This window comes from Paenibacillus sp. J22P169 (genome assembly GCF_059691995.1).
In genome coordinates this window covers 216,362-241,715 of record NZ_JCAUAO010000007.1, presented here as the reverse complement: position 1 = coordinate 241,715, position 25,354 = coordinate 216,362, and the positions used below count along the sequence as shown (strand labels likewise).

The window sequence follows — 25,354 nt, the reverse complement described above, 5'->3', positions numbered from 1 at the left end:
TTCATTAAATTTGTTCTGTTCTAAACATGATTTAACTATGAGTTTTTTTAACAATTACGTTGCATCAGGAGGTTGTTCATGTCATCATCTTTACGTTTCAAACTGGTTGCCTGGCTGGTTCTCATCACCTCTATCTCCCTCGCTGTGGTAGGGATTACCAATTATAAACTCTCAAGCAATAAGTTATTGCAGCAAATGAACGAGCAGTCTCTTAGTTCGGTCTCGAACTCCGCTCGGAACTTATATGATTTCATGTCTATTCGTTTGGCTGAAGTCGAGCTCATAAGTCGGGTAAGCATTATGAAACAGGGAACGCAAGCGGAACGTCTGAGTTTCCTGACCCATGAATTACAAACGGATGGAAATCGTTATCATGCTATGGCTATTGGCGATTTGGCAGGTACCCTTCAATTCACCTCTGGAACGACGATCTCCATTTCGAATGAACTCCGATTCCAGCAAGCCATGAATGGGAAAACTTTTATCTCCGACCCTCATCTAAGCAAAATGAAGGGCATTTACGTCATCTCGATTACAGCCCCTATCTTTGATGATCAACATAAGGTCGTTAGTATCATTGATGTTTCCTTAGAAGCTGCGCCCTTATTCCAAGAACATTTGATTGCTCCGCTGAACAACGGGGAGCTGTTAATTGTCAATCGTGAGGGCCTCACGCTGTATGATACCGATCCATCCGCCATTCTAAAGGTAAACATTTTAACCGAATATCCTAAGCTTGGACCCGCTTTTCAACAAGCCTTACGAGAAGGTAATGGGTTTATCGACGAATCCTATCTCAATGGAAAAAAGAACAGATGGTTCTACGCTCGTATCCCACAGCTAGACTGGTTTCTCGCTTACTCCATACCAATCACGGCCATCGAGGCCCCTACGAGCCTTCTCCTTTGGTGGACCGTGGGATTAATCGTGATGGCTGCCCTGATCATTTTCCTCCTTATTTACCTCACAACGAACCATCTGATTATCAAAAGAATCAAACAAATCCTCCAAGTAACCGAGGCGGTTGCGGCTGGTAACTTTCACACGAAACCCATCGTGTTTAAAAGTAAAGATGAATTAGGCGCACTCGCCCTTTCTGTCAATGGCATGATGGAGAATATCCGCGAGCTCTTCGAGCCCTTTGAAGCTTTTATTCGTCATAATCAATATGCCATGATCGTAATGGATCCGAATTTTATGATTAACCATCTCAACAGCAGAGCTACGCAGATGCTTGGGTATAAGTTAGCAGATGTGCATAAAATCGCCACCCCCTCAATCTGGTTAGATCAACATCAGCTTCATGAACGAGCGATTCAGTATTCCGCCGAACTCGGCGAGATGATTCCCGCTGACTGTACAACACTCGTGATTCGATCCTTGCGCCATCTGAAGGAGGATTCCGAGTGGACCTGGTATCACAAAGATGGTACTCGACTCTATGTGCAAGCAAGTGTTAGCTGCATCACGCATCCGAATGGCGAATTGAAAGGGTATGTCCTCATTGCACGCGATATCAGTGACATTAAGGAAAGTAATGAGACCAAGGAACGGCTGTTCACGATTGTTGAGAGTGCACGGGATGCCATTCTCACTTTTGACCAAGATGGGTACATCTTCTATATTAATCCCGCAGGCATTCATTCAATGGGATTAGACGGCACCGACTATGCGCGCACGCATTTTCATGAGTTTGTCGAAATCCTGAATGACATTAATTTCGAGGAAGGACTCCAAACGGCAATCCGAGAGGGCTTCTGGGAATTCCAAGCAGAGGTTAGAACCAAGAAACAACAAAGCATCATCGTTTCGTTGATCATCGTACCCCACGTCCCCCTAGATAACGGCGAGCTGTATTTCTCCGCGATTACGAGAGATATTTCGGAACAAGTTCACGCTAAGGAGGCACTTATTGTAGCCAAACAAGAGGCGGATGAGGCCAATTTGGCCAAGGGCGTTTTCCTCGCCCGAATGAGCCATGAGATACGCACACCGCTTAATGGGATCGTCGGACTTTCCCACCTGCTGGAGAAAACCGTGATGACCGAATTGCAAATGGATTACATTCGCAAAATCTCTCGTTCCGCCATCTCTCTTTCACATATCATCAACGATATTCTGGACTTCTCTAAACTGGAAGTAGATAAGCTTGTGATTGAACATCACCCCTTCCAACTTGATGAGACCATTGATCGTGTGTGTGAAACGCTGAGTGTACTGCTGGGGCATAAGCCTGTTGATTTCATTTGCGATATCCCTGACCAAGTTCCGGTAGGATTGATTGGCGATTCCTTGCGGCTCTATCAGGTGCTTCTGAATCTATCCAGCAATGCGATTAAATTCACCGAGCAGGGAACCGTCACACTTCGTGTTCGAGTCGATCAGATGGCCCAGAATGAAGTTACCCTCCGATTCACCGTCTCTGACACCGGAATTGGCATGGACGAGAAGCAGTTGGCCAATTTGTTTCAACCTTTTATCCAAGGTGATGAAGTCACGAGTCGCAAATATGGCGGAACTGGGCTTGGGCTGGTGATTTCCAAAAACATTATCGAGAACATGGGAGGCTCAATCTCTGTCTCTAGCGCACAAGGTACGGGGAGTGAATTTCTTGTTCTTCTCACCTTTACGTTATTACCAATCACTAAATCGTTACTTCCCTTACCGCTCACTATGCTCGTTGTCGAAGATCATCCTGCACTCAATAAGGTGCTTGTCCAAAGCCTTCAATCCATGTGCATGGATGCGGCTGGTGTTCATGCGTGGAAGGAGGCCCTCCAACTCATTGATCATATTCCGTTCGATATTCTTCTACTGGATATGGAAGCTGATGATATGTACGGAGAAGATGTGTGGTTGACCATGCTGGCCTCAAGCAAACGTCAAGAGATTAGAACGATCATTTACACCTCATTATCAGGAAGAGATGCGCTCGAACAGCTTCCTGCTGAGTCCTCACCGGATGCCATTCTGGTTAAGCCTATTTCTCGAAGTCTGTTGTACAGGACGCTTGCCTCACTTCATGCTGATAGGGAGAATGTTCATTCCCATTTGACTGAGACGTATAAGCAAGAGAGTGAGCAAGTGTTAGCTTCTAACCCTGTCTCAACCAACGAAGTTCCGCTCCGCATTCTCATTGTTGAAGATAACGAAATTAACCAAACCGTTGCACGCTCTCTATTGGAAAGCATGATGAACTGTCGCATCCAATTGGCTGGCAATGGTTTCGAGGCTCTGCATGATTTGGACAATCATCCGTATGATTTAATCCTGATGGATATCCATCTGCCTGAGTTGGACGGAATTGAAACAACCAAACGCATACGTCTTGAGCCAAAGTGGGCGCACATTCCGATCATAGCCATCACGGCTGATTCGACGCTTGATAATCGGTTGGCATGCATGGAGGCAGGGATGAGTGAGATGATCTCCAAGCCTATCATTCCCGAACGGCTGAAAGCTGCTATTGAAGCTACGCTCCAGTTGCGCAAGGAAGATCTGTCCAAACCTCATCTTCTTATAACGGAGGCGCTCAAACGCATTGGAGGAAAAACAGAGATTTATCGTGAGATGCTGCGCAAATTCCAAGATCAAACCAACCCTATTATGGCGCAATTGCAAGTTGATATTGATACTCAGAACCTCGAAGGAGCTCTTAACTTACTGCATGGCATACGTGGTTCTTCTAGCAACCTATCGGCTAATCGTGTGTTTGCCGCGGCAAGCGATTTGGAGGATTGTGTGAAGGAGCAAGCGGAGCTGCAAGCAGCAGATCGAGATCTCACTAGCATGTTGAAATTGCTTCAAACATTAGCGAATGAGCTGCAGGCTGTGTATCAAACGATCCAAAAATTGCTACTTGATTGAAAAAAACATGAATTTATGTCACTATATGCGTATGCTCCCTTGAGGAGCGTGTCATTTTATACGTATAGGTGGTTAATTGTTATGACTGAACATGGCGCTTCATACCGCATCTTGTTGTATTATAAATTCGTCGCTGTTGCTGATCACGAAGCATTAGCGCGAGAACATCTGGCTTATTGCAAAAAGCTCGGTGTAAAAGGACGCATTCTGATTGCTCCTGAGGGTATTAACGGCACCCTTTCTGGGACCGTAGAGCAAACGGAAGCCTACATGGCGATGATGAATCTCATGCCATTGTTTAAAGATATGGTTTACAAGATTGATGAGCATGAAGGACATGCCTTCAAGAAACTTTTTGTCCGTCCGAAAAAGGAGCTCGTCACCTTCCGTCTTGAAGAAGATGTGAATCCGAATGAGCTAACGGGCACGCACTTAAAGCCGAAGGAATTCTATGAAAAGCTCAAAAATGAAGATGTCATCGTGCTCGATGGCCGTAATCACTATGAGTATGATATCGGGCATTTCCGTGGTGCCATTCGTCCTGAAGTCGAAACTACCAAGGAATTCCCGGAGTGGATTCGCAACAACCTGCAAGAGTTCAAGGATAAGCCTATCCTTACCTACTGCACAGGCGGCATACGCTGCGAGAAGCTTTCTGGCTTCCTGATTAACGAAGGCTTCAAAGAGGTATATCAGCTGGACGGCGGTATCGTCACCTATGGCAAAGACGAAGACGTTCAAGGTCGTCTTTTCGATGGGAAGTGCTATGTATTTGATGAGCGCATCTCCGTACCTATTAACCGAACAGATGAAGACATCGTTGTAGGCAAATGCTACCACTGCGGAACCGCAGAGGATCGCTATATTAACTGTGCGAACGACCTGTGCCACTTGAAGCATATTTGCTGCGAGGCTTGTGAAGAGGAGCATGACAGCTTCTGTTCCAAGGAATGCGAAGAGAAAACGTTGAGCTTGTTGGAGGCTTAGGGTGGAGTTCGTTGGAGTGCATAGATCAGGCTTCACTTCACTACGTTGCCTGAGCTTATCCAAACCTTGCCTCCCAATCTGCGATTAGCTGGAAAAACTACAGCTAATTTTGCTAGATTCGGCTGATTACCCCATTTACATGTAAAAACTCCAGTTCAATTTCACCCTTATCGCGATTAGCGATCAAATGGTTGAAATTAGCTGGAGTTTTTCCAGTTATTCTCTTAAATCGGGCGAAGCATCCCGAAATAGATGTAGATTTTACAGTTAGTTCAGCGAACGGCACTTCCCCCTAACTCCTAGCCAGTCTGTTCCTCTATTTGGTCCATAATCCGATCAATTAAAGGGTAGACAAGCTCCTCTTCCAACGTAAAATGTTTCAACAGAATGAGACAGGCCGTCAGCAACTCAGAAGCCATTACATGAACGAAATCCATATCGATCGGCACGGTCATGGCATTGACACCGTTGACGTATGACTGTACGACTCTTTTAGCCAAATCATGATCCTGCTCTAACACATGCATGGACCGCGACACCGAGATGGCCATCGTCGGATGTAAATAGGTTTGCAGACTCGGGAATAAAACCTGCTCTTCCCATTCCGAATGCTGCTCCAACTCCTCCACCAAGGATAGAATGCCGTCCTGAAGTTCGATCAGACGACACATTCCAATTGAGCAATCATCAAGGGAGTACAAAGCTGCAGCTAGCGTTCGAATGTCGGAGAGCTGCTCACGCATTTGCACATGCTCCTCCTTCAAACGCTGGGCTAGCATTCTAAATTCACTAGGATTCACATTTTCCGCCCGATTCGTTTGAATGCTCAAACGGTCACTCATTCGACATCCTCCTCCGAGTTTTCGTAAGAAAACTTTCTTCGTAAGCATCTCCTTAAAGTTTCTTTAGAAACTTGCTTCGTATGTAACAAAACCTCTTTCCCTGATAACCCATGACGCGGCAGCCGGGAGAGGCAGGTTTCATCACCAGTAAGAGAGTCGTTTTCGCGTCAGAAAGCCTCATCTACTTATATGGTCAGGAAAAACCCCATACCGCATTATCATTGTATGCGGCATGGGGCTGTTAACATGCGAAAGAATGTCTATTTATAACCTTTTAACGAATCCGGCTCTCCGTCAAATGAAACTGATTCACAAGCAGCAGCATAGAATGCGTTATCGCGCCTACATCACCCGTCGTTTGACGCACATGATGCATGTCCTGCAGAAGCTCCTTCACCGTATGCTCAACCTCCGCCGATATTTGACGGTTCTCTTTGCTCACCGCTGCAATCTTCTCCATGAGCGCAACGACTTCCTCTACAACCTGTGTTTTCATGGTATCGTGAGCGTTCGCCGTGCTAAGAATCTCAGAAGCCGCAGCAACAATCTGCGTCCCCTCCAGAACGACCTTCGTGCCTTCTTCCATGGAGATGAATGCTTCATTCGCATGTCGTTCAATATGCTCGATCGTCGCATTAATTTCCGTGGTTGATTTCTTGGTCAAATCCGCCAACTTACGAATTTCGCCAGCAACGACGGCAAAGCCTTTGCCATGCTCACCTACACGCGCCGCCTCAATGGAAGCATTCAAAGACAGTAAATTCGTCTGCGCGGAGATTTCTTCAATGACCTTAAGCAGCTTCGGAATTTCTTGCGTCGTTTGCAAGAAGGTTTGAATCGTTTGATTCGTTTCTTCCACCTTCGCCGAGATATCCGTCATCTTCTGACCGATGCGTTCAACCTCGTCTTGTGCGACAGCAATTTGCCCTGAAGCCTTCATTTCCAGTTCGCGTAAGGTTCCGCTCATATTTAACGTAACATCCTTCGCGACATCAATATCCTTTAGCTGTCCACGCAGTGAACGAATCATATCGTGGATCTTCGTACTCATCCGTCCCGTAGAACGCTCGGTTGAGCCAGTTGAGTCATTCATCCGTTCTTGGCTAACTTGCACCTCAGCAGCAGCCTGCTTCACTTGCAGCATGATGCCTTCCAAGGAATCAATCATATTATTGATCCACTTGGCCAAATCCCGCGTCTCATCACCAGCGAATTCATCCACCTTCAGACGCTGTGTCAAATCCCCTTTTCCCTCTGCGTTAATCCGGATAAATTTATTGATTTGTGCAAGCTGTCTCGCAATCGGCTTACTCCCTTTTCGTCGAATTAAGCTTGCGCCAATCCCGCCGAAGAGTAGACTGGCACCCGCCATAATTGCAGCACCAACACCATTCGATACTTGCCCATTTAACAGCCAAAATCCACCAGCGGACAGAAGGATGTAGAGCGTAATAAATCGCATTTGTAGACTGAACATTTTCCAATCAATCGAACGAATCCGATACACTTCTTCCAAATCCCCTTCGCACATCATCCCCCATACATCCGGGCAATGAGGCAGCTGGAAGGTCACACCTTTTCCTATAACAGAAATATGACGATAATCGGAATAACCTGGATATTCCACGAATAAATTATTTCCCTTAGCAATAGTTCCAGCTACGCCTGGATGCAGTTGTCCTGTCGCAGGATCTGTGAAAACAAGCTCCAGCTCCGTGTGCTCTTTGACACCAACGATACCGTAATCGGTGCGAACACCATCTTTTAAATTATCGCCATGGGTAAAGGTTAAATCTTCAAATCTGCTTCGTGATAACGCCGTTCCGGGGATAATTTGTTTATTTAACATAGGCTTTGCCATGAATAAATAGTTATCACCTGAATCTGGATACACGTGTCCCGACTCGCGTTGGATCAGATCTCCGAGCACATCGTTAGGCACGCGCCCGCAAACAGCACCCTTCCATTGCCCGCCTACCACAATAGGTGCAATGAAAGCAATCGTCATTGCATCATGAAATGGCGAAGTACTTGGACCGATTTGAAGTGTAAGCGGGTCAGAGAACGGTCCGAATAAGCATTTTACACCTTTGCGCGTTTCTTCCAGCCCTTTCCCTAGCACACCGCCTGCCGAATAGGATCTTCCCACATGAGCCTGGTGTGTGGAATATATTACAGAAGCTTTGTCATTCAAAATGAATATCTCGGAGAAGTCTGCTCCACTCTTCATTGTTGCTGCCAGAAGTCTTCCTACTACCGATGGGTCCTTCGAAACAGACTCCGTCAAGGATTCAGCTCCTGTTAACTGTTCCAGCAACCGATCCAAATTGGACCAGTAAGCAAGGGCCCAGCCACGTAAAATTTCCGTTCTTGTGTGCGCAATTCCTTCGAAAATATGCTCAACATCTTCCTTGATATGACGATTCAGGCGGTAAGACCACCACAAAGGCAGACCTTTTCTAACCCCCAGCCAATCAAACATACCACAACACCCCTTTTATCACATTTGATGTGACTTTGTTTAACATTCGCTTATTCGACAATATTATAGTGATTTCCATCGCAAAGCAAGACAAATAACAGAGTTTTCATGAATTTTCCGAACATTCACATAAAATTTATAAAGAATGTCGGTATTTTTACCTGTTAGTTATATTGACATAATTTTCTGAAAAATTTACAATATAAGAAAAACCACATCCTACCAGCTTCACATGTTATTTTATCTAACAAATAAAGAACTTAGATCAGAAAGGAGGCCTGGTTTCTGCTTCGGGCCGTTAGCTTCATACAGCTTCCGAAAGCATAATGATGAAACCAGGGAGCTGCGATGTCTAAACCTGAGAATCTGGTCACTACCCCTTATGATCCTCGTCCTTTTTTTGATGAGATGTTTATGAACGCCTACTCGGTTCGCCCTCATTATCAGAGTACTTTTCTTCAATTCATGTCGATGAAATCAGGCAATTTAAACAAACGCCAAACCGCTACAATGAAACGGATGATGGAAGAAGGCATTACCTTCACCCTCTATAGTCCCGATCAAACAGAGGCGCTAGAGCGCACACTCCCCTTCGATCCTATCCCTAGGATTATCCCGCAAGAAGAGTGGATTAAGCTCGAACGTGGGCTCAAGCAGCGCGTAAAGGCACTTAACCTGTTTCTCAAAGATATCTATCATGAGCAGTCCATTCTGAAGGATGGGATTATTCCTAGGAAAATGGTGCTTTCGAATTGTTACTTCCGACCTGAGATGATGCGCCTTTCGATTCCAAATGATGTCTACGTTACGGCTTCTGGGATTGATTTAATTCGTGATGAGCAGGGTGAATATTTCGTACTTGAGGATAACCTCCGTTCCCCTTCTGGCTTCTCTTACTTATATAAAAGCAGATCAATTATGACGCACTTATTCCCTGAACTCGTGTTTAGTCATTCCATTCAAGATATCGAACATAGCTTAAATGTGTTTCTAACCGCACTGCGCAAGCTGAGTCCTTCTGGAAAATCCGATCCAGTTATCGGACTATTGACACCAGGCTGCTACAACTCCGCTTATTTCGAGCACACATTCCTCGCACAACAAATGGGGTTAGAGCTGGTCGAAGGACACGATCTCGTCGTCATCGATCATAAAGTGTATATCCGCGGAATCAAGGGACTTCGCCAAATCGATGTTCTCTACCGCCGGATTGATGATGATTTCTTGGATCCCCTTGCTTTCGATCCGAACTCGATGCTTGGTGTCGCTGGCATTATGAACGCCTACCGCGCGGGTAACATCAACATCGTGAACGCACCTGGTACAGGTGTAGCCGATGACAAAGCCATCTATGCCTACGTGCCGGATATGATTCGTTACTATTTAAATGAAGAGCCTATTTTGAACAACGTACCGACGTATATTCTTTCTCGGCCAGATGAGCGAGAGCATGTCTTGCAGCATTTGCCTGAAATGGTTGTGAAAGAAACTTCGTTATCGGGGGGCTATGGCATGCTAATTGGGCCAACGGCTTCTGAGAACGAAATCGCTGATTTCCGCCTCAAGATTATTGCCAACCCTGATCGCTATATCGCGCAACCAACCGTTCAACTATCCAGAGCCCCCGTCATGATAGATGGTCAAATGGCAGCTAGGCACATTGATTTGCGAGCTTTTGTCATCGCAGGAGAAGACATTCAAGTGATTCCAGGTGGACTCACACGTGTTGCTTTGAAAGAAGGCTCCCTCGTCGTGAATTCTTCGCAAGGCGGGGGCTGTAAAGATACGTGGGTTGTTCGCTAAACATGACCTACAATTTGAATGGAGGCCAAGGGATATGGTAATGATGGGACGAACAGCGGAAGCTTTATTCTGGATCGGTAGATATTCGGAAAGAACAGAAAATCACGCTAGGCTGATCGATGTGTATTATCATATCCGTGAGGACAGAGAGACCAGCGGCGGTCAATCCTGGAGCCGGCTCATCGATACAATCGGGGACCGTGCTGTTTTCACAGAGCAGTACGGCAGCTTCACCGAGCAACATGTGCTTCAATACATTACACTAGATAAAAATAATGCCAACTCCCTACTCGCCTGCACGAACCATGCACGTGCTAATCTACGAAACATTCGGGAAAAAATGCCTTCCGAACTGTGGGATATTTTAAACGGACTCTATTTATGGCTAAAAGAAAAAGAAGTCCGCGATATCACGAATGATTCGCCTCATTTGTTCTATCGCTTTATCCGGGATACGCTGTCCATGTTTCAAGGTGCCGCTACGTCCGTCATGCCGCGTCAAAACGAATGGCATTTCGTCGAAGCTGGGCGCTATCTAGAGCGGGCTGAGAATCTGCTTCGCTTAATTCAATCGCTCTGTTCGGAATATGCCAAAGAGGACTTTTCGTCCTATCCGCTCATGCTCGCGGTTTTGAAATCGGTTAGCGGATACGAATCGTATCGAAAAGAATATGCAGACACCGTTAATCTGAATAGCATTATCAAATTTTTGTTATTGAATGAGACCTTCCCGCGTTCAGTCGCTTTCTCCATTCAATCATTGGAGCGCTCCTTCAAGGGCATTCAATTGGATGATCCCGAGCTCAACAACGCCGTGCATAAGCTAGCTAAACTTGCAGGGAAAGTGAAGGCGAATTTGGCTTGCATGGATGAGGAGGATTTGAGATCGGGGAAATTGGAAGCAACATTACAATCACTTCTCGACTCCTGTAATGGGATGGGCGCAAGGATGTCGAAAGTCTTTTTTCCCTCTCGGGAGGAGGTTATCGCATGAAGAAGCTGGAGATCACGCACATTACTCGCTATTCCTACACAGAATCCGCACAGGACAGTGTCAATGAAATTCGGCTAACCCCTTTAACGGACAATCGTCAGTCCTGTTATCACCATGCGATCACAACGGAACCCGTGTCGGCCTTCTTCACGTACTCGGATTATTTTCATAACCGCGTACATGCCTTTACCGTCAACAAGCTCCATCGTGAGCTCACAATCAAAATGGTCTCCACCGTCGTTACACATGAAAATGATAACAATCCTGTATCCGTCCCCTCTCCCTACGAGGATAAAGCTTCGAGATACGGAGATAACTTTCAGAATGAATACGCTGAATATTTATTATCCACCAGTTATACCGGGCTAACGCCGGAGTTGAAAGCTTACTCCGACGCTATTGTCGACGATGGAGTACCTTTATATGATCTGCTCCAAACCATCTATACCACTATCAATCGTGATTTCACCTATGATATTTCAGCCACCTCCGTGCAGACAACGGTGGGCGAGATGTTGAAACTGCGGCGTGGTGTTTGTCAGGACTACTCTCATTTCATGATTACCATCTGCCGTGAAAAAGGCATTCCAGCCAGATACGTGAGCGGCTACCACTTTGTTGGTGATTTGCAAGGAGGCAGTGCCGATTTCACGCAAGCCTCCCACGCTTGGGTCGAATGTCTCATCCCGGGATCAGGCTGGTTTGGTTATGATCCGACGAACAATTGCGAAGTGAATTGGCGCTATATCAAGCTCGGTCATGGGCGAGACTATAACGATATCGTTCCTGTCAAAGGTGTTTATCGCGGCTCGGGCACACAGGATTTGGAAGTTATTGTGGATGTTAAGCTTGTGAATTAGACTTGCGGTAAAAGGCACAAAAAAGGCACGGATCTCTGATCCATGCCTTTTTCCCATTTTAAAAGAAATCCGTCAGATACGTTGTTCGCTCCGGAATGCATCGTTCCAATCTAGAGATCTCGCCTGTGTCACCGTGTAGACGGCCAATGCGATGCAGCAACGATGCTCGTTTATATCCCGTCAACAGCGCCGATAAAGTTTGAATATCACACGAAATGACATTCCGTTCTTCTACTTCTCCGACGCCACTCGCCTTCGCAAACGTATGTTCTTCATCTATTTTAACGACGTCATTTCCTTCGCCATTTCCTAGTTGAATACGGAATATCCCATTATTCCACTCGGCGTACCCGTCACGGAGCTGAAGATAAAATGGCTTGCTAACCTCGGTCCCCTCCGCAACTACGTTAAATGGATACAACCGAAGAAACGCAGCAGCATCAACGACTCGTGCCATAAAATAAGGAATGATCTCTTGCTTGATCCGGGGATCGTCCAACAAATAAGGCAGCGGGTCGCCTAGCGGCGCCTGACATACTACTTTATCAATCATGGAGTCATGATTAGAAATCAATCGCCATAGCGCACGATTAGCATCCTCCGTTAGTGCAATCAACTCATGTACAGTGAGCACCTTTTCTTTCACTTGATAAATGATATAGCCTTCAGGCTCTCCAGCAGGATTCAGATACAGGGTTACGATCCCTTTCTTCCTGTTGAAAACTCTCTTGGGCCACCAATCCTCGGTCCGAACGAGCATGCCGTTATAACGCCCTGCATAGGCCTCGTAGATCGGATTCAGGACTGCCGCTTCCGCTTCGATCCGTCGCAGCGTACTGCCTTCTGCCACCTCTGGCTTCGGTAACTGGTCGGTTGCAATTTCATATCGCATGTACTCGATATATGCCTCCCAACCATATTTGCGATAAAAAGCAAAGGCAAACGGCGCTAAGAAAGATATGACCTGCCCAGAATCTTTCATCACTTTCAGTGATTGTGACAACAATTGGCCGACCATTCCTTGACGACGATATTCCGGCCATGTCGCAACCCCAGCAATACCGCCCATATCAAATGCTTTGCCGTTAATCCAGGTTTTCAGATCCAGAATCGTTAATTTGGCTGCTAACCGATCTTGGGCGAAATATCCCCATATCTGTTGGGACGCCATCACAGCCAGACGTTCATCCCGCTCCTCCGTTACTACTGTAAATTGAAAAGCAAACTCCGACAAGGCAAGACTGTCATTAAAATCTTCCTGTTTCAACAATCTGATCTGATCCATTGTGCCTCCTTATGGTCCATTTGCTTCTATTCTAACATGTAAAATTCAATATAATCCATATAACCCGATTTTCACCAACCTTCTTAAAGGCAGCATGAGTTTGTTCTGCGTAGTGGAGATATTTCGCAGACGATGAAGGAGGGTGATGAACGTAACGTCGCAAGTCTAGAACGGCCAACGTTCGTTCAACCGCGTTTTTAAGCGACATACGGGGATTACGCCGAGTGAGTTCCGCAGACTTAACTAAACAAAGAGGGAGCAATTACGCCTGGTCGGTGTAATTGCTCCCTCTTCGCTTTCTAGCTTATATTTCCTTGGCATATCTCGCATAACTCTTCCAAGTCTGATAGCCCAGCTTTCCGTAGAAATCTACGAAAGGTGTCGTATCAATGACCACATTGCGTACGCCACGCTGCAACAAGTAATGAATCGCTGCTTGTACAATCGAGATGCCGTACTTATGCCCCCGGAAGCTCTCGTCGATACCCAACGGCCCAATGCCCCCTAGTTCTCCCTCGAAGAGTGGCGACCAGTAGATGTTCTGAGCTAACAAGGGGGACTGCGCATCATTCATCCGGCAGAACCCAATGATCGAGCCCTGTCTCTCCAGCAGGACGAATTCCCGACCTGTTCCTCCGCGCTCCCAATAATCACGATGCTGATAATCCCATGTTCCCGGGAAGCATCGGCTCATGAAAGCAGTTAAGTCCTCCCTGTCGCACACACTGGCGACTCGGAATGTCGCATCATGAACTACAGGCAAAGCAACAACCTTATCTTCCACGTATGCGTTCAGTAAGTCGAATGACCTCTCTAGGAAGGCGTAGGTTCGCTTCTCGAACCATAGCTTCGTTTCCTCGAGAGGGTCAGGAATACCTGGAAATAGGCGACCATAGAGATCATTCCCCAGCATGATCCGCTTAGCGCCAGCGTTCTGCAAGGCTTGTTCGGCTTTGCGAAGCAACATAGTTCCGATTCCGCTGTTCCTAAACGGACGGTCGACCATGAGCGCATGAATCCAACCCAAATCCCCACGAATCCCAAACTGTTCTGTTGCATCACTAGCCATCTTCGCTACGACGAACCCGACGACACGCCCCGTCACTTGCTCTAACGCCACCCAGGATCCTTCCTGCAGCCAAAGGCGGTCTTCTACCGTATTCTGTTGCAGCAATCGAAGCCTCATCGGAAACGAGTCCGACAACTCCCTATTCCAAAGCGCCACAATATCACTCAGATGCGACACGTTCAATTGTTCAAAATTCAAGCTCATTCTGCTCCTCCTCTGGTCCCATCCACCATTTAAAATATATGACACCACGGCGATCTAGCCTATAAGTAAATCTTTCGAATGTTGGTAGATGATAAGAATCAGCCCACGGAATGACGCCAGTTATTTCAACATCTTAGCTGATTTCCTATTTGTGCCGCTGTAGTTGAGGCATTAACAACTCCTACTATTAACACGCTACACGACCACTTACACTCTTATACACCAACCACTTGCCTACACTCATATTTACTAACCACTTACCCACCACTCACCTACACACATAGTCACTAACCACTTGCCCTCCTCTCGCCTACACTCATACTCTCTAACCACTTGCCCTCCTCTCGCCTACACTCATATTCACTAACCACACGCCCTCCTCTCGCCTACACTCATACTCTCCAACCACTTGCCCACCACTCGCCTACAATCATACTCTCTAACCACTTGCCCTCCTCTCGCCTACACTAATACTCTCTAACCACTTGCCCACCTCTCGCCTACACTCATATTCACTAACCACATGCCCTCCTTGCCTACACTCATACTCTCTAACCACTTGCCCTCCACTCGCCTACACTCATACTCTCTAACCACTTGCCCTCCACTCGCCTACACTCATACTCTCTAACCACTTGCCCTCCACTCGCCTACACTCATACTCTCTAACCACTTTCCCTCCACTCACCTACAACTAACTGCATAAACTACATCTAATTTTTTGAAATTTATAGAGGATAATCAATTAACTGTAAAAAATACAGCTAATTTAGCCAATTTCCACCACTCCCCTCACATTGAGCTCAATTAGCTGTAGGAAATACAGTTATTCATTGAAAATGGGAAAAAGGTGCAAGATTAGCTGTAAGAAATCCAGTTATTTCAACTGATGGACCACTTACGAACCTTAGTAAGCGTGCAAAATAAAGGGCTGCGCCGTCCTGTCCGAACGAGTTATCTCAAAAAGCCCCTCCCCCGCCTGGATAGCGGGATCAGGGCTTAGTCTTTATTACTTATTCCGTATAAATGTGCGGATTCTGACGTTGGCATTCCTCTATGACCCACAGCTGCCTGCGCACCTGCTGAGGCGTAATCTCCAGTTGTTTCCCCTCTGTTAGGGTCTCATACAGCATCAGATACAGCTTCTCCGTCATATGCTCGAAAGCTGTCTTACCGCCTGGAATCGCAACCTCCCAGCTTTCCGTTTGCCAAGGCAGCGTTTCTCTGCAATACGCAGGCTTACCATCCGCTGTGAATAACGGCTCTCGGATCAGCTTCTGCTCTGGCGCTTCTTCCGGCTTGAAATATTTCCACTCCAGTTTATCTCCCGTTCCGTGAAGACCTCCATTCGTTCCTTGAACGTTGAACTGTTCGTGAGGGAATGCGGAACTGGATGAAATTTCCATATCAATAGTAGGTCTTCCTTTTCCGCGCAGCAAAAGCTTCACGTAATCCTCCGCATCACCGAAGGTATTCGTTCTGTCCATGATACACATGACCTCTGGCTGCGCATCCGTACCAAACAGCTGCAGCGCCTGATCCAGTGGGTGAGGCCCCGTATTCATCAAACTTCCGCCATTATTGCTTTGCAGTGTTTGCCAATCCCAGCGACGAGCAAAGCCGTTCAGGCTGAAGTCGATCTGCACGATGCGTCCCAGCACGCCAGATTCAATCACTTTTTGCACTTGAACAAAAGCTGGCTGATAACGGGATTGCTGGAATACCGCCAAAACACTGCCCGTTCGCTCCGACGCCTCAATCAGCTGATCCACTTCCTCCGTGGTCTTAGCCAACGGCTTTTCGCACAAGACATGCAGTCCGCGATTTAGCAGCTCCAGCGTGATCGGAAAATGTTGATGACTTGGGGAGGCATTAACGATGAGATCCAGCTCCTCATTCGCCACCATATCCTCCCATGATGCGTAAGCAGCTTGGCAACCATATTCTTGTTTGGCAAGCTCTTGACGTTCTGGTATGGAGTCCGCAACAGCCGTAATGCGGTAATGCTCAGGAAGTTGAACGAGCAGATTGCCGTGGATATCTCGCCCGCTGCGTCCTTGTCCAATAATACCAACCTTCACAATTTTCTTGGTCATCGTCCGTCGTTACCTCTTTCCATCATGAATTTAGGGGGTATTCCCAAACGTTTTCTTATATTCAGTAGGCGTGATGCCTGTTCGTTTTTTGAAGGTTCGGATGAAATGGCTGAGATGGTGAAAGCCGACCTGAAAACCAATTTGCGTAATGGTATGCGTATTGCGCTGAATCAGCTCCATCGCTCTTTCAATGCGTACCTCATTCACATAGTCGACGAAGTTCTGACCTGTTTCTTTCTTGAAAACAGTACTGAAGTAGGCAGGCGCCATATTTGCCAGAAAAGCCCCTTGCTCCAGTGGAATATCCTGACTATAGTTGTTTTGGATATACCGTTTCACTTCCTCGATCGGATGCTGGCTCGTTGATGTCGACTGTACACTTTGCTTCCGCCTCGCCCTCCGGTATTCGCGGTCCATGACGATGAGCAGTTTGACAAGGCTCGTACAGATGGCATATTCAAAACCCGCTTCACGATGCTCAAATTCATCCTGTATATCTTGAAGTAGCTGCTCCACTAGAAGCTGCTTCGGCTTGGCGATATGCAGCCAAGGTTGCGGCAAGATACCTAGCTCCGGCACTTCAGAAGTATCGTGAAGAAAAGGCTGCAAGGTATCCGAAAAAGGCTTCAACTGCTCCCGCACCAAGTACGGTAGGAAATCAATCAGCACCACTTCGAACTCGCGCTCTTCAATGGCGCTTAAGCTATGCTCCACCCCAGGCAATATAATAAACATATCCCCTCTGCTGACATTCAGCGATTTGCCGCGCAGCTGATGGTTGCACACGCCCTTGAGCACATAAGCAATCTGCATATATTCGTGGATATGCAAGGGTTGCTTCAGTGCTATGCTGGAGTAGCGGAATATTTTAAAAGGAAACTCCTTTTTCAGTGTGGATTTGCTTTGAAAATAGGACATTCCCTTCCCCATGCTCATACGATTACCACCTGTCCGAAGCCATATTTCCTTCAAGCATATGCCAATTGGCGGAATAGAACAACCCTTCTGTACAGACGCGCAAACAAGCGCTTCCATTAGATCGCTTGGCTTCCATCATAGACAAGTTTGCCAGCTTTGTAGGTCTGCCGCAAAGGGATTCGACCGTTCGCTTGCACCCTGCCCAAGAGAACAAAATCGGCCGGAGCTCCTGCTGACAAGCCTTCCGCGACAGGTAATCCCATCAAGCGAGCCGGGCGTGTTGAGGCCATTTCCCAAGCTGCTGGGAAATCGGCTAAGCCGCGTCGGTTCAGGTGTGCTATGCTCCACAACAGCATCTGGGCCGAGCCTGCAAGAAGACGAGGATCAGCGGCTAGGTGAAGCTTGCCTTCTGACGTAAGCACAACATCTCCTCCGATGTGTGTCTTGTAGGCGCCCGGCTCGAGGCCGCTGATTGCCACAGCATCGCTGACCAGCAGTGCCTGATCGCCTTTCACTTTCAGCACGACCTTCAGCACTTGGTCCGGCAAATGAAAACCGTCGGCAATGACACAGCCCCACAAATCATCCTGTGCCAACTGCTCCCACAAGTAATTCGGATGGCGCGGGAGCATCAAGTGAGCCCCGTTCCCTAGATGCGTCGACATTCGTGCGCCGGCCGCAACAGCTTCGCGAATCTGCGCAGAATCCGCAGCCGTATGACCAATGGACACGGTCACTCCACTGCGTACGCAGCACTCGATGAACGAGACACTGTCAGGCCATTCCGGCGACAGGGTCACAATCTTGATGCGGCCGCCCGCCGCTTCCTGCCAGCGGCAGAAGAGGTCCCAATCCGGCGGCCTTACGGCATCACGACGGTGAGCGCCGCGCGCCCCGTCATCCAGTGATATGAACGGGCCTTCCAGATGAATGCCCGCAATGCCTTGTTCCGTCGTCGGATCCGCCGCGCAGGCGCTAGCAATACTGCCGAGCGCACTTTCGATCGCCTCGGGACTGTTCGTAATGACGGTGGGGTAACTGGAGGTTATCCCTTCCCGCCATAGCATGCGGATGATCTGGCTGACCGTCTCCGCTTGCAGCGGAAGCGCGTTGAAGTCGCAGCCCGCATAGCCATTGATCTGCAGATCAACCAAACCAGGCGCGACAATCGGCAGTTCCTCTGACTCTGAAGCAGCAAGCTCCAGCACTTCAGCAATCCGTCCATCGCTGATGGTAATCGCGACAGGTGCTCCTGTGGCATAATGGCGTGCGCGAATAACGCTCGTACTATCGGCCATAGGAATCTCGGTCCAGATACATGGTGCAGTCCGGATGTCTGCGGAGAATCGTCGAAGGGCACTCGGTCGAAATGTCTCCGTTCAAAGTGCGACGTACCGCTTGATGTTTCGTAATACCAGGTACGGAGCAAAACAGATGCGTACCCGACATCAGCGCTGGAATGGTTAGCGTTAAAGCATGGGTCGGCACGTCTGCAAAGCTGCCAAAACATCCATCATTCACCTGCTGCTGCCGGCACATGTCATCCAGCTCCACACGCTTGATCAGCTCAGGATCTGCAAAGTCGGCTACAGGCGGGTCATTGAAAGCGATGTGACCGTTCTCGCCAATGCCGAGGCACACAATATCAATCGGCGCTTCTTCAAGGAGTGCGCCATACCGTCTGCACTCTTCCTCTGCCTGGTTCGAGCTATTGATCAGATGCACGGTGCCCGGCTTAACCTGATCGAACAATCGATTATTCAGAAAGTACCCAAATCGCTGCGGCGCATCCTCACGGAGTCCGATGTATTCATCCATGTGAAACACGGTGATCCGCGACCAATCGATGGCTTCATCCTGAGCCAGCGTTTCGAGCATTTCATTTTGCGAGGGCGCTGCCGCGAAAATAATACGGATAGCCGCTTTCTCGGCAAGCAGCGACTTGATTTTGTTGGCTGCATCTAGCCCAGCAGCTTGCCCCAACGCTATCCGGTTCTCATAAACGTTAACCTGTAACGCATCGATTCGTGCATGCCAGATTGGCTGCACCTGTAATTGTGGCTCACGCATAGATTCGTTCCTCCATTATCATATAGTCAATTGTCGACCTTCCGCCGCGCTCTTATAAATCTGTTCAACTAGCTGCACCGCCCGCAGCCCAGATTCCCCCGTAACCAGCGGCTCATCGCCGGCTTCGATAGAAGCCATGACATCCAACAGCTGGCTTTGATGGAAATCCGACACAATGCTGCGCGGATCGGTAATACCGCCGTAGGCGCCGGCCTGCATCCAGGTCGGCTCGCTTCGACCCGGCACTGTCCAATGGACAATTGTCGAGCCTTCCAGCTTAATCGTCCCTTTTTCCCCATACAAATGGATGGTTGCGGCAAAACCCGGACTTATGCTGGTCGATGCCATAATCGTCCCGAAAGCTCCATTTTTAAATTGCAAAATGGCCAGTCCTAGATCTTCCGCTTCCATCTCGTGTGTCTGCGTAGCGACTTTGCCGAAAACAGTGTGAACCTCACCTGCGAACCACAATAGTAGATCCAAACAATGAATCCCTTGGTTCATCAAAGCCCCGCCATCCTCGGCGATCGTTCCGCGCCATTCTGCGCTATCGTAATAAGACTGGGATCGGTGGAAGGGCAGCGATACCTCGACAAGCAGGAGCTTTCCGAGCGCCCCTTCGTCTAACACCCTTTTAATAGCTTGATTCTGCGCCTCGAACCGTCGCTGTGAGATGACAGAGAGTGTCACATTATTCGCTCGTGCCGCTTGCACAAGTCGCTCCGCGTCTTTCACATTCATGCTGATTGGTTTCTCGATGATCAAATGCTTGCCCGCGTTCACGACTTCCAATCCGATCGTCGCGTGGCTGCCGCTTGGGGTCGTGACACAGACGATATCTACATCGGACCTAGCAAGGAGCTCGCGATAGTCCGTCGTCCAGAAGCAGCCCTCTCGATCAGCGATCGCTTGCGCTTTCGACTCCGTACGGCTGGATACCGCAACCAGGCTTGCCTCTTCGATTTGACGGATAGCCTCGATATGAAAATCAGCCACCGAACCGCAGCCTATGATGCCGAACCTCCAGTTAGCCAATCCTACACCTCCTCTAGCAAAGTCCGAAGCGCATCCAGTGTCATTCGCGTGCCTGTTAACTGACTGCCGCCATCCGGTACAAAATGCGTTTCAATCGTATATAAACCAGTGTATCCATCTGCCTCAAGCGCCTTTATCTGAGCTATGACTGCCACATTGCCAGAACCGAGCGGAACACATTTCGCAGTTCCATCCGGACGAACATAAGCATCCTTCAGATGGACATGTGCCAAAGTATTTTTCATGAATTGGTAACCTCTCGGGAATGCCTCTCTAGCCCCATACGCCTCATTGCCAGGATCCCATAGGCCCCGCACAGCTGGAGAATCAATGCCAGAAACAAGCGAGGCCACTTCCTCAGCAAAGCCTCCATTACAAGATGGCTCATTCTCTAGCAGCAAAATCACGCTTTCCCTCGCGGCGATTTCTCCTGCCCTTTTTAGATGATGAATAATCTCCTCACGATGCTGCTGCGGGTCAAGCTCTCGCCAAAACGAGAAAATCCGGATCCGTGATGTCCCGAGCAGCTTAGCGATCTCAATCACCCTATCCAGTTTATGAAAATGTTCCTCAACACTCTGTTCCTTCTGCCCGAAAGTGTCCCCCGATTCAACCAATCGCTTTGGATCTAGTGCGCATTTGAACACAGGAGATGCAATGGCCGAAACGTATAATCCGTGATCTTCCACTACTTTGCGGATGTCGACGAGCTGCGCATCAGCCAGTTCCGAAACATTGGTGCCATTCACAACTCTTACTTCAACATGCTGTAAGCCCTGTTCGGCAGCCCACTTCACCGCTTTTTCGAAATCGGGAGATACCTCATCCGTCAATACGCCTAATCGATTCCAAATCAATGAAAAACCTCCACCTTCGCTTGAGAATGCGATTCTGAATTTTTCTTATTTTCCTAACTATACCAAGATTGTCTTGGGGAAAGTTGACGTTTCTATTGAACTAAGTTTACATTTTTTTCGGTTTCGTTTGGCTGTGAAAAAAGAGGCCAATTTATTAAAATCTCGACCAGTAAATAAAAGGAATTTGAGTGCATATGTGGAATAGATGTATATATAAAATATGAGTCTTTGTAACTAGGTGAAGTAGTTCCTTGGTTTAGGAAAATAGGAGGTAATTGTATGAAATCGACGGGAATTGTAAGAAAAGTAGACGAGCTGGGACGGATTGTTTTACCTATTGAGCTGCGTCGGACACTCCATATCGAGATCGGTGACGCCATCGAAGTCTATGTGGATCCTGAGCGCATCACGCTTAAGAAGTATATGCCTGCTTGTGTGTTTTGTGGGAATTTCGAAGACATGACTTATTTCAAAGGCAAGCTCGTTTGCAGCAGCTGTATTGATGCGATTGCTTAACAGCAAGCGTGTGGATGAACATCGGTAAGACCGCAAAGAAGCCCTCAGGGATTTGTGATCCTGATGGGCTTTTTTTTCGGAAGAACGGTTGGAGTGTGTGGACTGATGTAGCTTTTTGGAGGAGAGTGGCTGGAGTGTGTGAGGCTGTTGTGGCTTTAGTCCGATTTAGCCTGCTTATTTGGGACTTATGGACCAAAAACCCCCAAATGAGAACTTCTTCTCATTTGAGGGCTTCATCCTCGCTACTTCACCTCGACCTGCACCTGCTCAGGTCGATACACAGCCAACAACTCGCCCGCAGAATTCGCGGCGAACATCACTGTCCGCTCGGCTTCCAGCTCGAACGCGTAGCTCCGGCCCGTTGCCGGATCGGTCACTTCAACCTGCGTGTCGACGCCGAACTCCGAGACGAAGATAAACAACGCGCCGGCATCGAAGCTCAGCTTCCGCCCATAAACGCCCGGCAGCTGTCCGCCCTTCACCCACGTCAGCTCCGCCTCAACACCGGCTGACTTCATCGCATAAGCGTACAGCTTCTCTAACACATCGCTGCGCTCACCCAGCTCCACTGGGAGTGGACACCAGATCAGCTGGCCTTTGCCTAGCTCGTAGCTGCGAACAACACCATGCTGCGAGTTCCAGCCTCCGTCATCGGAGAGTGTGACCTCTTTATTCAACTGAGCAATCCGTGCTCCACCGAAGGACACAGGAACCATCTCGCCCTCCAACACCATCGCCTCTTCACGGACAATGTTACTGAGTACCGTTTCACCCACGATATCGGTCAAACGTGCAACAGGTGCCCAGTACTCATTCAAACCAAGCGGCCCCGTAAACAATAGCGTTCCTCCATTTTCGCGAACATGCGTCGTCAACTTCTCCAACGCGGCGTCACTGAAATTATGTGCGCTTGGCACGATAATCAGCTTCGGCTGATCCGACGACAAAACCTCCAGATGATACTCGCTCACCCCACGGAAAGGTACGTTCATCCCATAAGCTAGCGTACGAGTCAGCTTAGCTGTTGCGTCACCGGCTACTTTACGCGTGGAAAAATCATTCGAATACGGGAACACAGCAACAACATCCTCTAATTTACGTCCCACGAAGAGATCACGAATCTCGCCCATGAATGCTCCGAAATCATAGGAAACATCCGCTTCCGGCTTCTCCGTACCGTCTGCACGAAGCGCACCAATATGCGACTCATTGATGTTGTTCATATAGAAGTTGATATTCCAAATCCACTGAACAGCACCCGCTCCACCTGTCGAGAAGGCATAGGCATATTTTCGCTCCAAAATATTACGCAACTCATACTCCGACCGCTTCGCTCGCCCATCCGCAGTCTCGACATACATAATGCCCGTTTCTTGAATCAAACTCGGCTTCGTTGGCGCCTTAGAGAAAATTCCATCCCACACCAACTGATCCATCAACCACCACGTATGCACCGTTGTATAATCCACAGCTTCTGCGTAAAAGAATGGCGATGGCCGCTGTGCCCCTAATCCTTCATCTTGGCCTACTGTAGCCAGCTGCGCTGGATTGATGCTGCGAATCGTCGCGATCAATTCCTTCGCCCACCGATTGTGCATGTCCATGGTGAAAAGCGTGTAGTCCAGCCATGGTGAGCCTTTTTTCTCCACCGTTTCCGTGGTACCCATGTTCACCTGGGATGGATCGAGCAGACGGACACTAGCAAAACTCGGCAGCTCCGCCGGAGACATATTCCAACGCTCTTGCAGCTTGCGAATATCCCCATGACGCTCCTCCAGCCAAGCTATGTACGCCTCACGCTCGAAAGCATCATGCGCCGACTGCGGCCCACGGAAAGGCTTACTCGGATTAAACATCGAAGGCTCATTGATCAGATCCCAATGCACATTCGTCGTTTCCTTATGTCTGGACACCACCGAAGAAATAAAACGCTTCTGCGCCTCCACGCTGCGCGGATCCAAGTACGGATTCACGCCCTCCCACAGCTCTGGTGTAAAAGAGAAGAAATTGAACGCGACTTCGATCCCATGTCTTTTACAAGTCAAAATAAAAGCATCAATGCTGCGCAGCACTTCCTCATAAGGATGCCCGTCCACGAACATGATTTGGCGCCACGCCGACCACACGCCAGTACGCAGCAGGTTTATGCCCGCTTTGACCATTTGCGCAATATCGCGATCCCACACGGAAACGTTCGGCAAGAACAAAAATTTCCTCGCCACATCGCTCGTCATATACGTCATCCCAACGATCGGGAGCGGACGTCCGTCCTTCCAGAAGTAGTCGCGATCACAGGACATCGGCGTCCCTTCGCGAAGCAATTCTGCATCATATCCCCAGAAGCCTTGGTTGAAGATGCGCGTCTCCCCCGTATTCGCTACTGCTTTACAAACCGCTGTATAATAACCCGCTTCGATATCAATGGGCATGTTTACCTTTTTAAAAGAGAGCTCGCGCGACGCGTTCATCGCGAATTCCGTCGTCCAGATTGGCGTTCCATGCCCCTCTTTCATCACCTGAACGTGGAATGTCCATGAGACATTTTCCGAAAAAGCGCCCGTACGATCCGCCAGCGTCTGCAATTGAACCGTCAAAGCAGCTCGGTCGCCCGGATCATAACAAGCATAGTTCGGCTTGAACCAAATTTCAGTTACACCTCGCTTCGTATACGCAGCCAACTCACTTACTAGCGCTGCTCCTCCGTTACCCCAGAAGGTTTCATCCGTGACCACATTGGCGAAAATCCAACGGCTCCCCGCGTAAGCTCCTTTCGTATTCTCAAGAAGCACGATCGGTGCCGCGACCTCACGTCCCTCTTTTGAAATCCCTTTCAGAAGTGGCGTGAAGTGAGCATCCATTGGACCACTTGAACCAATTTGACCTGGATGATCATCGGTCCGTGTGACATGCAGCGCGAATCCAACCGTCGGTTGAATGGCGAACAACTCCTCCTTGCCAGCAAGCAAGGGTAACTCGGGATTTGCGGTATAGCGAGTAATTGGTGCGTCATCCACAGAAAGAATTTCATGAATTTGAAGCTGCTGATGGTACGTCGTCTGCTCAATCTCTAGCTCCCAGCCCTCTGCGCCTAGGTATGCCGGTACTCGAAAAGGTGCGCTGCCTAGATGTACAAGGCCTTTGCCCTTACGTGCATGCGTTAGGATCCCATGCCAAGCCGACTTCGGAAAATAACGTCCATGGAGATGGATGAAGTTATCTACCCCTTGCTGCAGCGCTTCTTCTAGCCCTTCCGCGCTAACCACTCTTCCTATCTCTCCAAGCTGTGCAACAGCTTTGTCATCGGGCCGAATACCTTCATATGGAAATGTGGGATCGTAAAATATGATCGTTGTAAGCATGCTCTCATCCTCCAAGTCGGTGTGTGTTCCTAAGACATCTCATTCATTTTTTGTTATTTTTGTTAGGCTAACAACCTATAATTATGAACATAATTTACTCACTTTCTTCG

General features: G+C 48.3%; 17 protein-coding genes and 1 pseudogene. 7 read left to right on the top strand and 11 right to left on the bottom strand.

The features are described 5' to 3' along the window. The first annotated feature begins 78 nt into the window (after positions 1–78). Positions 79–3,867 (top strand): response regulator, encoded by a 3,789-nt coding sequence (locus AC58QG_RS26975; RefSeq protein ID WP_497365183.1) that lies wholly within the window; start codon positions 79–81, stop codon positions 3,865–3,867. 81 nt (positions 3,868–3,948) lie between these two features. Continuing rightward, entirely contained in the window at positions 3,949–4,854 is a 906-nt protein-coding gene (trhO, locus tag AC58QG_RS26970) for an oxygen-dependent tRNA uridine(34) hydroxylase TrhO (protein WP_497365182.1), read from the top strand. A 299-nt stretch (positions 4,855–5,153) separates the two neighbouring features. Here trhO and AC58QG_RS26965 read toward each other — a convergent pair whose 3' ends face one another. After that, positions 5,154–5,696, bottom strand: coding sequence for a hemerythrin domain-containing protein (locus AC58QG_RS26965; RefSeq protein ID WP_497365181.1), 543 nt, complete (start codon positions 5,694–5,696; stop codon positions 5,154–5,156). Between the two features lie 274 nt (positions 5,697–5,970). Further along, the gene (locus AC58QG_RS26960; RefSeq protein WP_497365180.1) at positions 5,971–8,178 is read right to left on the bottom strand and encodes a methyl-accepting chemotaxis protein; all 2,208 of its coding nucleotides are present in this window, start codon (positions 8,176–8,178) and stop codon (positions 5,971–5,973) included. A 348-nt stretch (positions 8,179–8,526) separates the two neighbouring features. Here AC58QG_RS26960 and AC58QG_RS26955 point away from each other — a divergent pair, with 348 nt between their 5' ends. From AC58QG_RS26955 to AC58QG_RS26945, 3 genes are read left to right on the top strand one after another with little or no spacing between them, the layout of a single operon-like run. Further along, the gene (locus AC58QG_RS26955; protein ID WP_497365179.1) at positions 8,527–9,981 is read left to right on the top strand and encodes a circularly permuted type 2 ATP-grasp protein; all 1,455 of its coding nucleotides are present in this window, start codon (positions 8,527–8,529) and stop codon (positions 9,979–9,981) included. 34 nt (positions 9,982–10,015) lie between these two features. Next, entirely contained in the window at positions 10,016–10,975 is a 960-nt protein-coding gene (locus tag AC58QG_RS26950) for an alpha-E domain-containing protein (RefSeq protein ID WP_497365178.1), read from the top strand. Further along, positions 10,972–11,835, top strand: coding sequence for a transglutaminase family protein (locus AC58QG_RS26945; protein WP_497365177.1), 864 nt, complete (start codon positions 10,972–10,974; stop codon positions 11,833–11,835). Before AC58QG_RS26950 ends, AC58QG_RS26945 begins: the two co-directional genes overlap by 4 nt. A gap of 58 nt (positions 11,836–11,893) precedes the next feature. On the opposite strand, the gene AC58QG_RS26940 is transcribed toward AC58QG_RS26945, so the two are convergent. Beyond that, a complete protein-coding gene (locus AC58QG_RS26940) occupies positions 11,894–13,120 on the bottom strand; it encodes a GNAT family N-acetyltransferase (RefSeq protein ID WP_497365176.1) in 1,227 nt (408 codons plus the stop codon). 178 nt (positions 13,121–13,298) lie between these two features. Between AC58QG_RS26940 and AC58QG_RS26935 the strand changes: the two are divergent. Next, positions 13,299–13,367, top strand: a pseudogene (locus AC58QG_RS26935) (AraC family transcriptional regulator); the annotation flags it as partial. 57 nt (positions 13,368–13,424) lie between these two features. Here the strand turns inward: AC58QG_RS26935 and AC58QG_RS26930 are convergent. The 7 genes from AC58QG_RS26930 to AC58QG_RS26900 form a co-directional block, all read right to left on the bottom strand. Next, positions 13,425–14,393: a GNAT family N-acetyltransferase gene (locus AC58QG_RS26930; protein WP_497365175.1), complete on the bottom strand. Its 969-nt coding sequence runs from the start codon at positions 14,391–14,393 to the stop codon at positions 13,425–13,427. 1,013 nt (positions 14,394–15,406) lie between these two features. Continuing rightward, the gene (locus tag AC58QG_RS26925; protein WP_497365174.1) at positions 15,407–16,489 is read right to left on the bottom strand and encodes a Gfo/Idh/MocA family protein; all 1,083 of its coding nucleotides are present in this window, start codon (positions 16,487–16,489) and stop codon (positions 15,407–15,409) included. A 30-nt stretch (positions 16,490–16,519) separates the two neighbouring features. Then, complete coding sequence (locus tag AC58QG_RS26920; protein ID WP_497365173.1) at positions 16,520–17,425, bottom strand: helix-turn-helix transcriptional regulator; 906 nt, start codon at positions 17,423–17,425, stop codon at positions 16,520–16,522. A 98-nt stretch (positions 17,426–17,523) separates the two neighbouring features. Then, entirely contained in the window at positions 17,524–18,705 is a 1,182-nt protein-coding gene (locus AC58QG_RS26915) for an N-acetylglucosamine-6-phosphate deacetylase (RefSeq protein ID WP_497365172.1), read from the bottom strand. Then, on the bottom strand, positions 18,695–19,477 hold the full coding sequence (locus AC58QG_RS26910) for a glucosamine-6-phosphate deaminase (protein ID WP_497365171.1): 783 nt from the start codon (positions 19,475–19,477) through the stop codon (positions 18,695–18,697). The genes AC58QG_RS26915 and AC58QG_RS26910 overlap by 11 nt, the downstream gene beginning before the upstream one ends. Positions 19,478–19,495: 18 nt before the next feature. Beyond that, positions 19,496–20,512 (bottom strand): Gfo/Idh/MocA family protein, encoded by a 1,017-nt coding sequence (locus AC58QG_RS26905; protein ID WP_497365170.1) that lies wholly within the window; start codon positions 20,510–20,512, stop codon positions 19,496–19,498. A 2-nt stretch (positions 20,513–20,514) separates the two neighbouring features. Next, the gene (locus tag AC58QG_RS26900) at positions 20,515–21,369 is read right to left on the bottom strand and encodes a sugar phosphate isomerase/epimerase family protein (protein WP_497365169.1); all 855 of its coding nucleotides are present in this window, start codon (positions 21,367–21,369) and stop codon (positions 20,515–20,517) included. A gap of 279 nt (positions 21,370–21,648) precedes the next feature. Here AC58QG_RS26900 and AC58QG_RS26895 point away from each other — a divergent pair, with 279 nt between their 5' ends. After that, positions 21,649–21,885 (top strand): AbrB/MazE/SpoVT family DNA-binding domain-containing protein, encoded by a 237-nt coding sequence (locus AC58QG_RS26895; RefSeq protein WP_497365167.1) that lies wholly within the window; start codon positions 21,649–21,651, stop codon positions 21,883–21,885. A 242-nt stretch (positions 21,886–22,127) separates the two neighbouring features. On the opposite strand, the gene AC58QG_RS26890 is transcribed toward AC58QG_RS26895, so the two are convergent. Next, on the bottom strand, positions 22,128–25,244 hold the full coding sequence (locus tag AC58QG_RS26890; protein ID WP_497365166.1) for a beta-galactosidase: 3,117 nt from the start codon (positions 25,242–25,244) through the stop codon (positions 22,128–22,130). Positions 25,245–25,354: the final 110 nt, after the last annotated feature.

Bases quoted from the DNA above. Each gene is read 5' to 3' on its own strand.
- AC58QG_RS26975 (WP_497365183.1), top strand. From the start codon at position 79: ATGTCATCATCTTTACGTTTCAAACTGGTTGCCTGGCTGGTTCTCATC.
- trhO (WP_497365182.1), top strand. From the start codon at position 3,949: ATGACTGAACATGGCGCTTCATACCGCATCTTGTTGTATTATAAATTC.
- AC58QG_RS26965 (WP_497365181.1), bottom strand. From the start codon at position 5,696: ATGAGTGACCGTTTGAGCATTCAAACGAATCGGGCGGAAAATGTGAAT.
- AC58QG_RS26960 (WP_497365180.1), bottom strand. From the start codon at position 8,178: ATGTTTGATTGGCTGGGGGTTAGAAAAGGTCTGCCTTTGTGGTGGTCT.
- AC58QG_RS26955 (WP_497365179.1), top strand. From the start codon at position 8,527: ATGTCTAAACCTGAGAATCTGGTCACTACCCCTTATGATCCTCGTCCT.
- AC58QG_RS26950 (WP_497365178.1), top strand. From the start codon at position 10,016: ATGGTAATGATGGGACGAACAGCGGAAGCTTTATTCTGGATCGGTAGA.
- AC58QG_RS26945 (WP_497365177.1), top strand. From the start codon at position 10,972: ATGAAGAAGCTGGAGATCACGCACATTACTCGCTATTCCTACACAGAA.
- AC58QG_RS26940 (WP_497365176.1), bottom strand. From the start codon at position 13,120: ATGGATCAGATCAGATTGTTGAAACAGGAAGATTTTAATGACAGTCTT.
- AC58QG_RS26930 (WP_497365175.1), bottom strand. From the start codon at position 14,393: ATGAGCTTGAATTTTGAACAATTGAACGTGTCGCATCTGAGTGATATT.
- AC58QG_RS26925 (WP_497365174.1), bottom strand. From the start codon at position 16,489: ATGACCAAGAAAATTGTGAAGGTTGGTATTATTGGACAAGGACGCAGC.
- AC58QG_RS26920 (WP_497365173.1), bottom strand. From the start codon at position 17,425: ATGAGCATGGGGAAGGGAATGTCCTATTTTCAAAGCAAATCCACACTG.
- AC58QG_RS26915 (WP_497365172.1), bottom strand. From the start codon at position 18,705: ATGGCCGATAGTACGAGCGTTATTCGCGCACGCCATTATGCCACAGGA.
- AC58QG_RS26910 (WP_497365171.1), bottom strand. From the start codon at position 19,477: ATGCGTGAGCCACAATTACAGGTGCAGCCAATCTGGCATGCACGAATC.
- AC58QG_RS26895 (WP_497365167.1), top strand. From the start codon at position 21,649: ATGAAATCGACGGGAATTGTAAGAAAAGTAGACGAGCTGGGACGGATT.
- AC58QG_RS26890 (WP_497365166.1), bottom strand. From the start codon at position 25,244: ATGCTTACAACGATCATATTTTACGATCCCACATTTCCATATGAAGGT.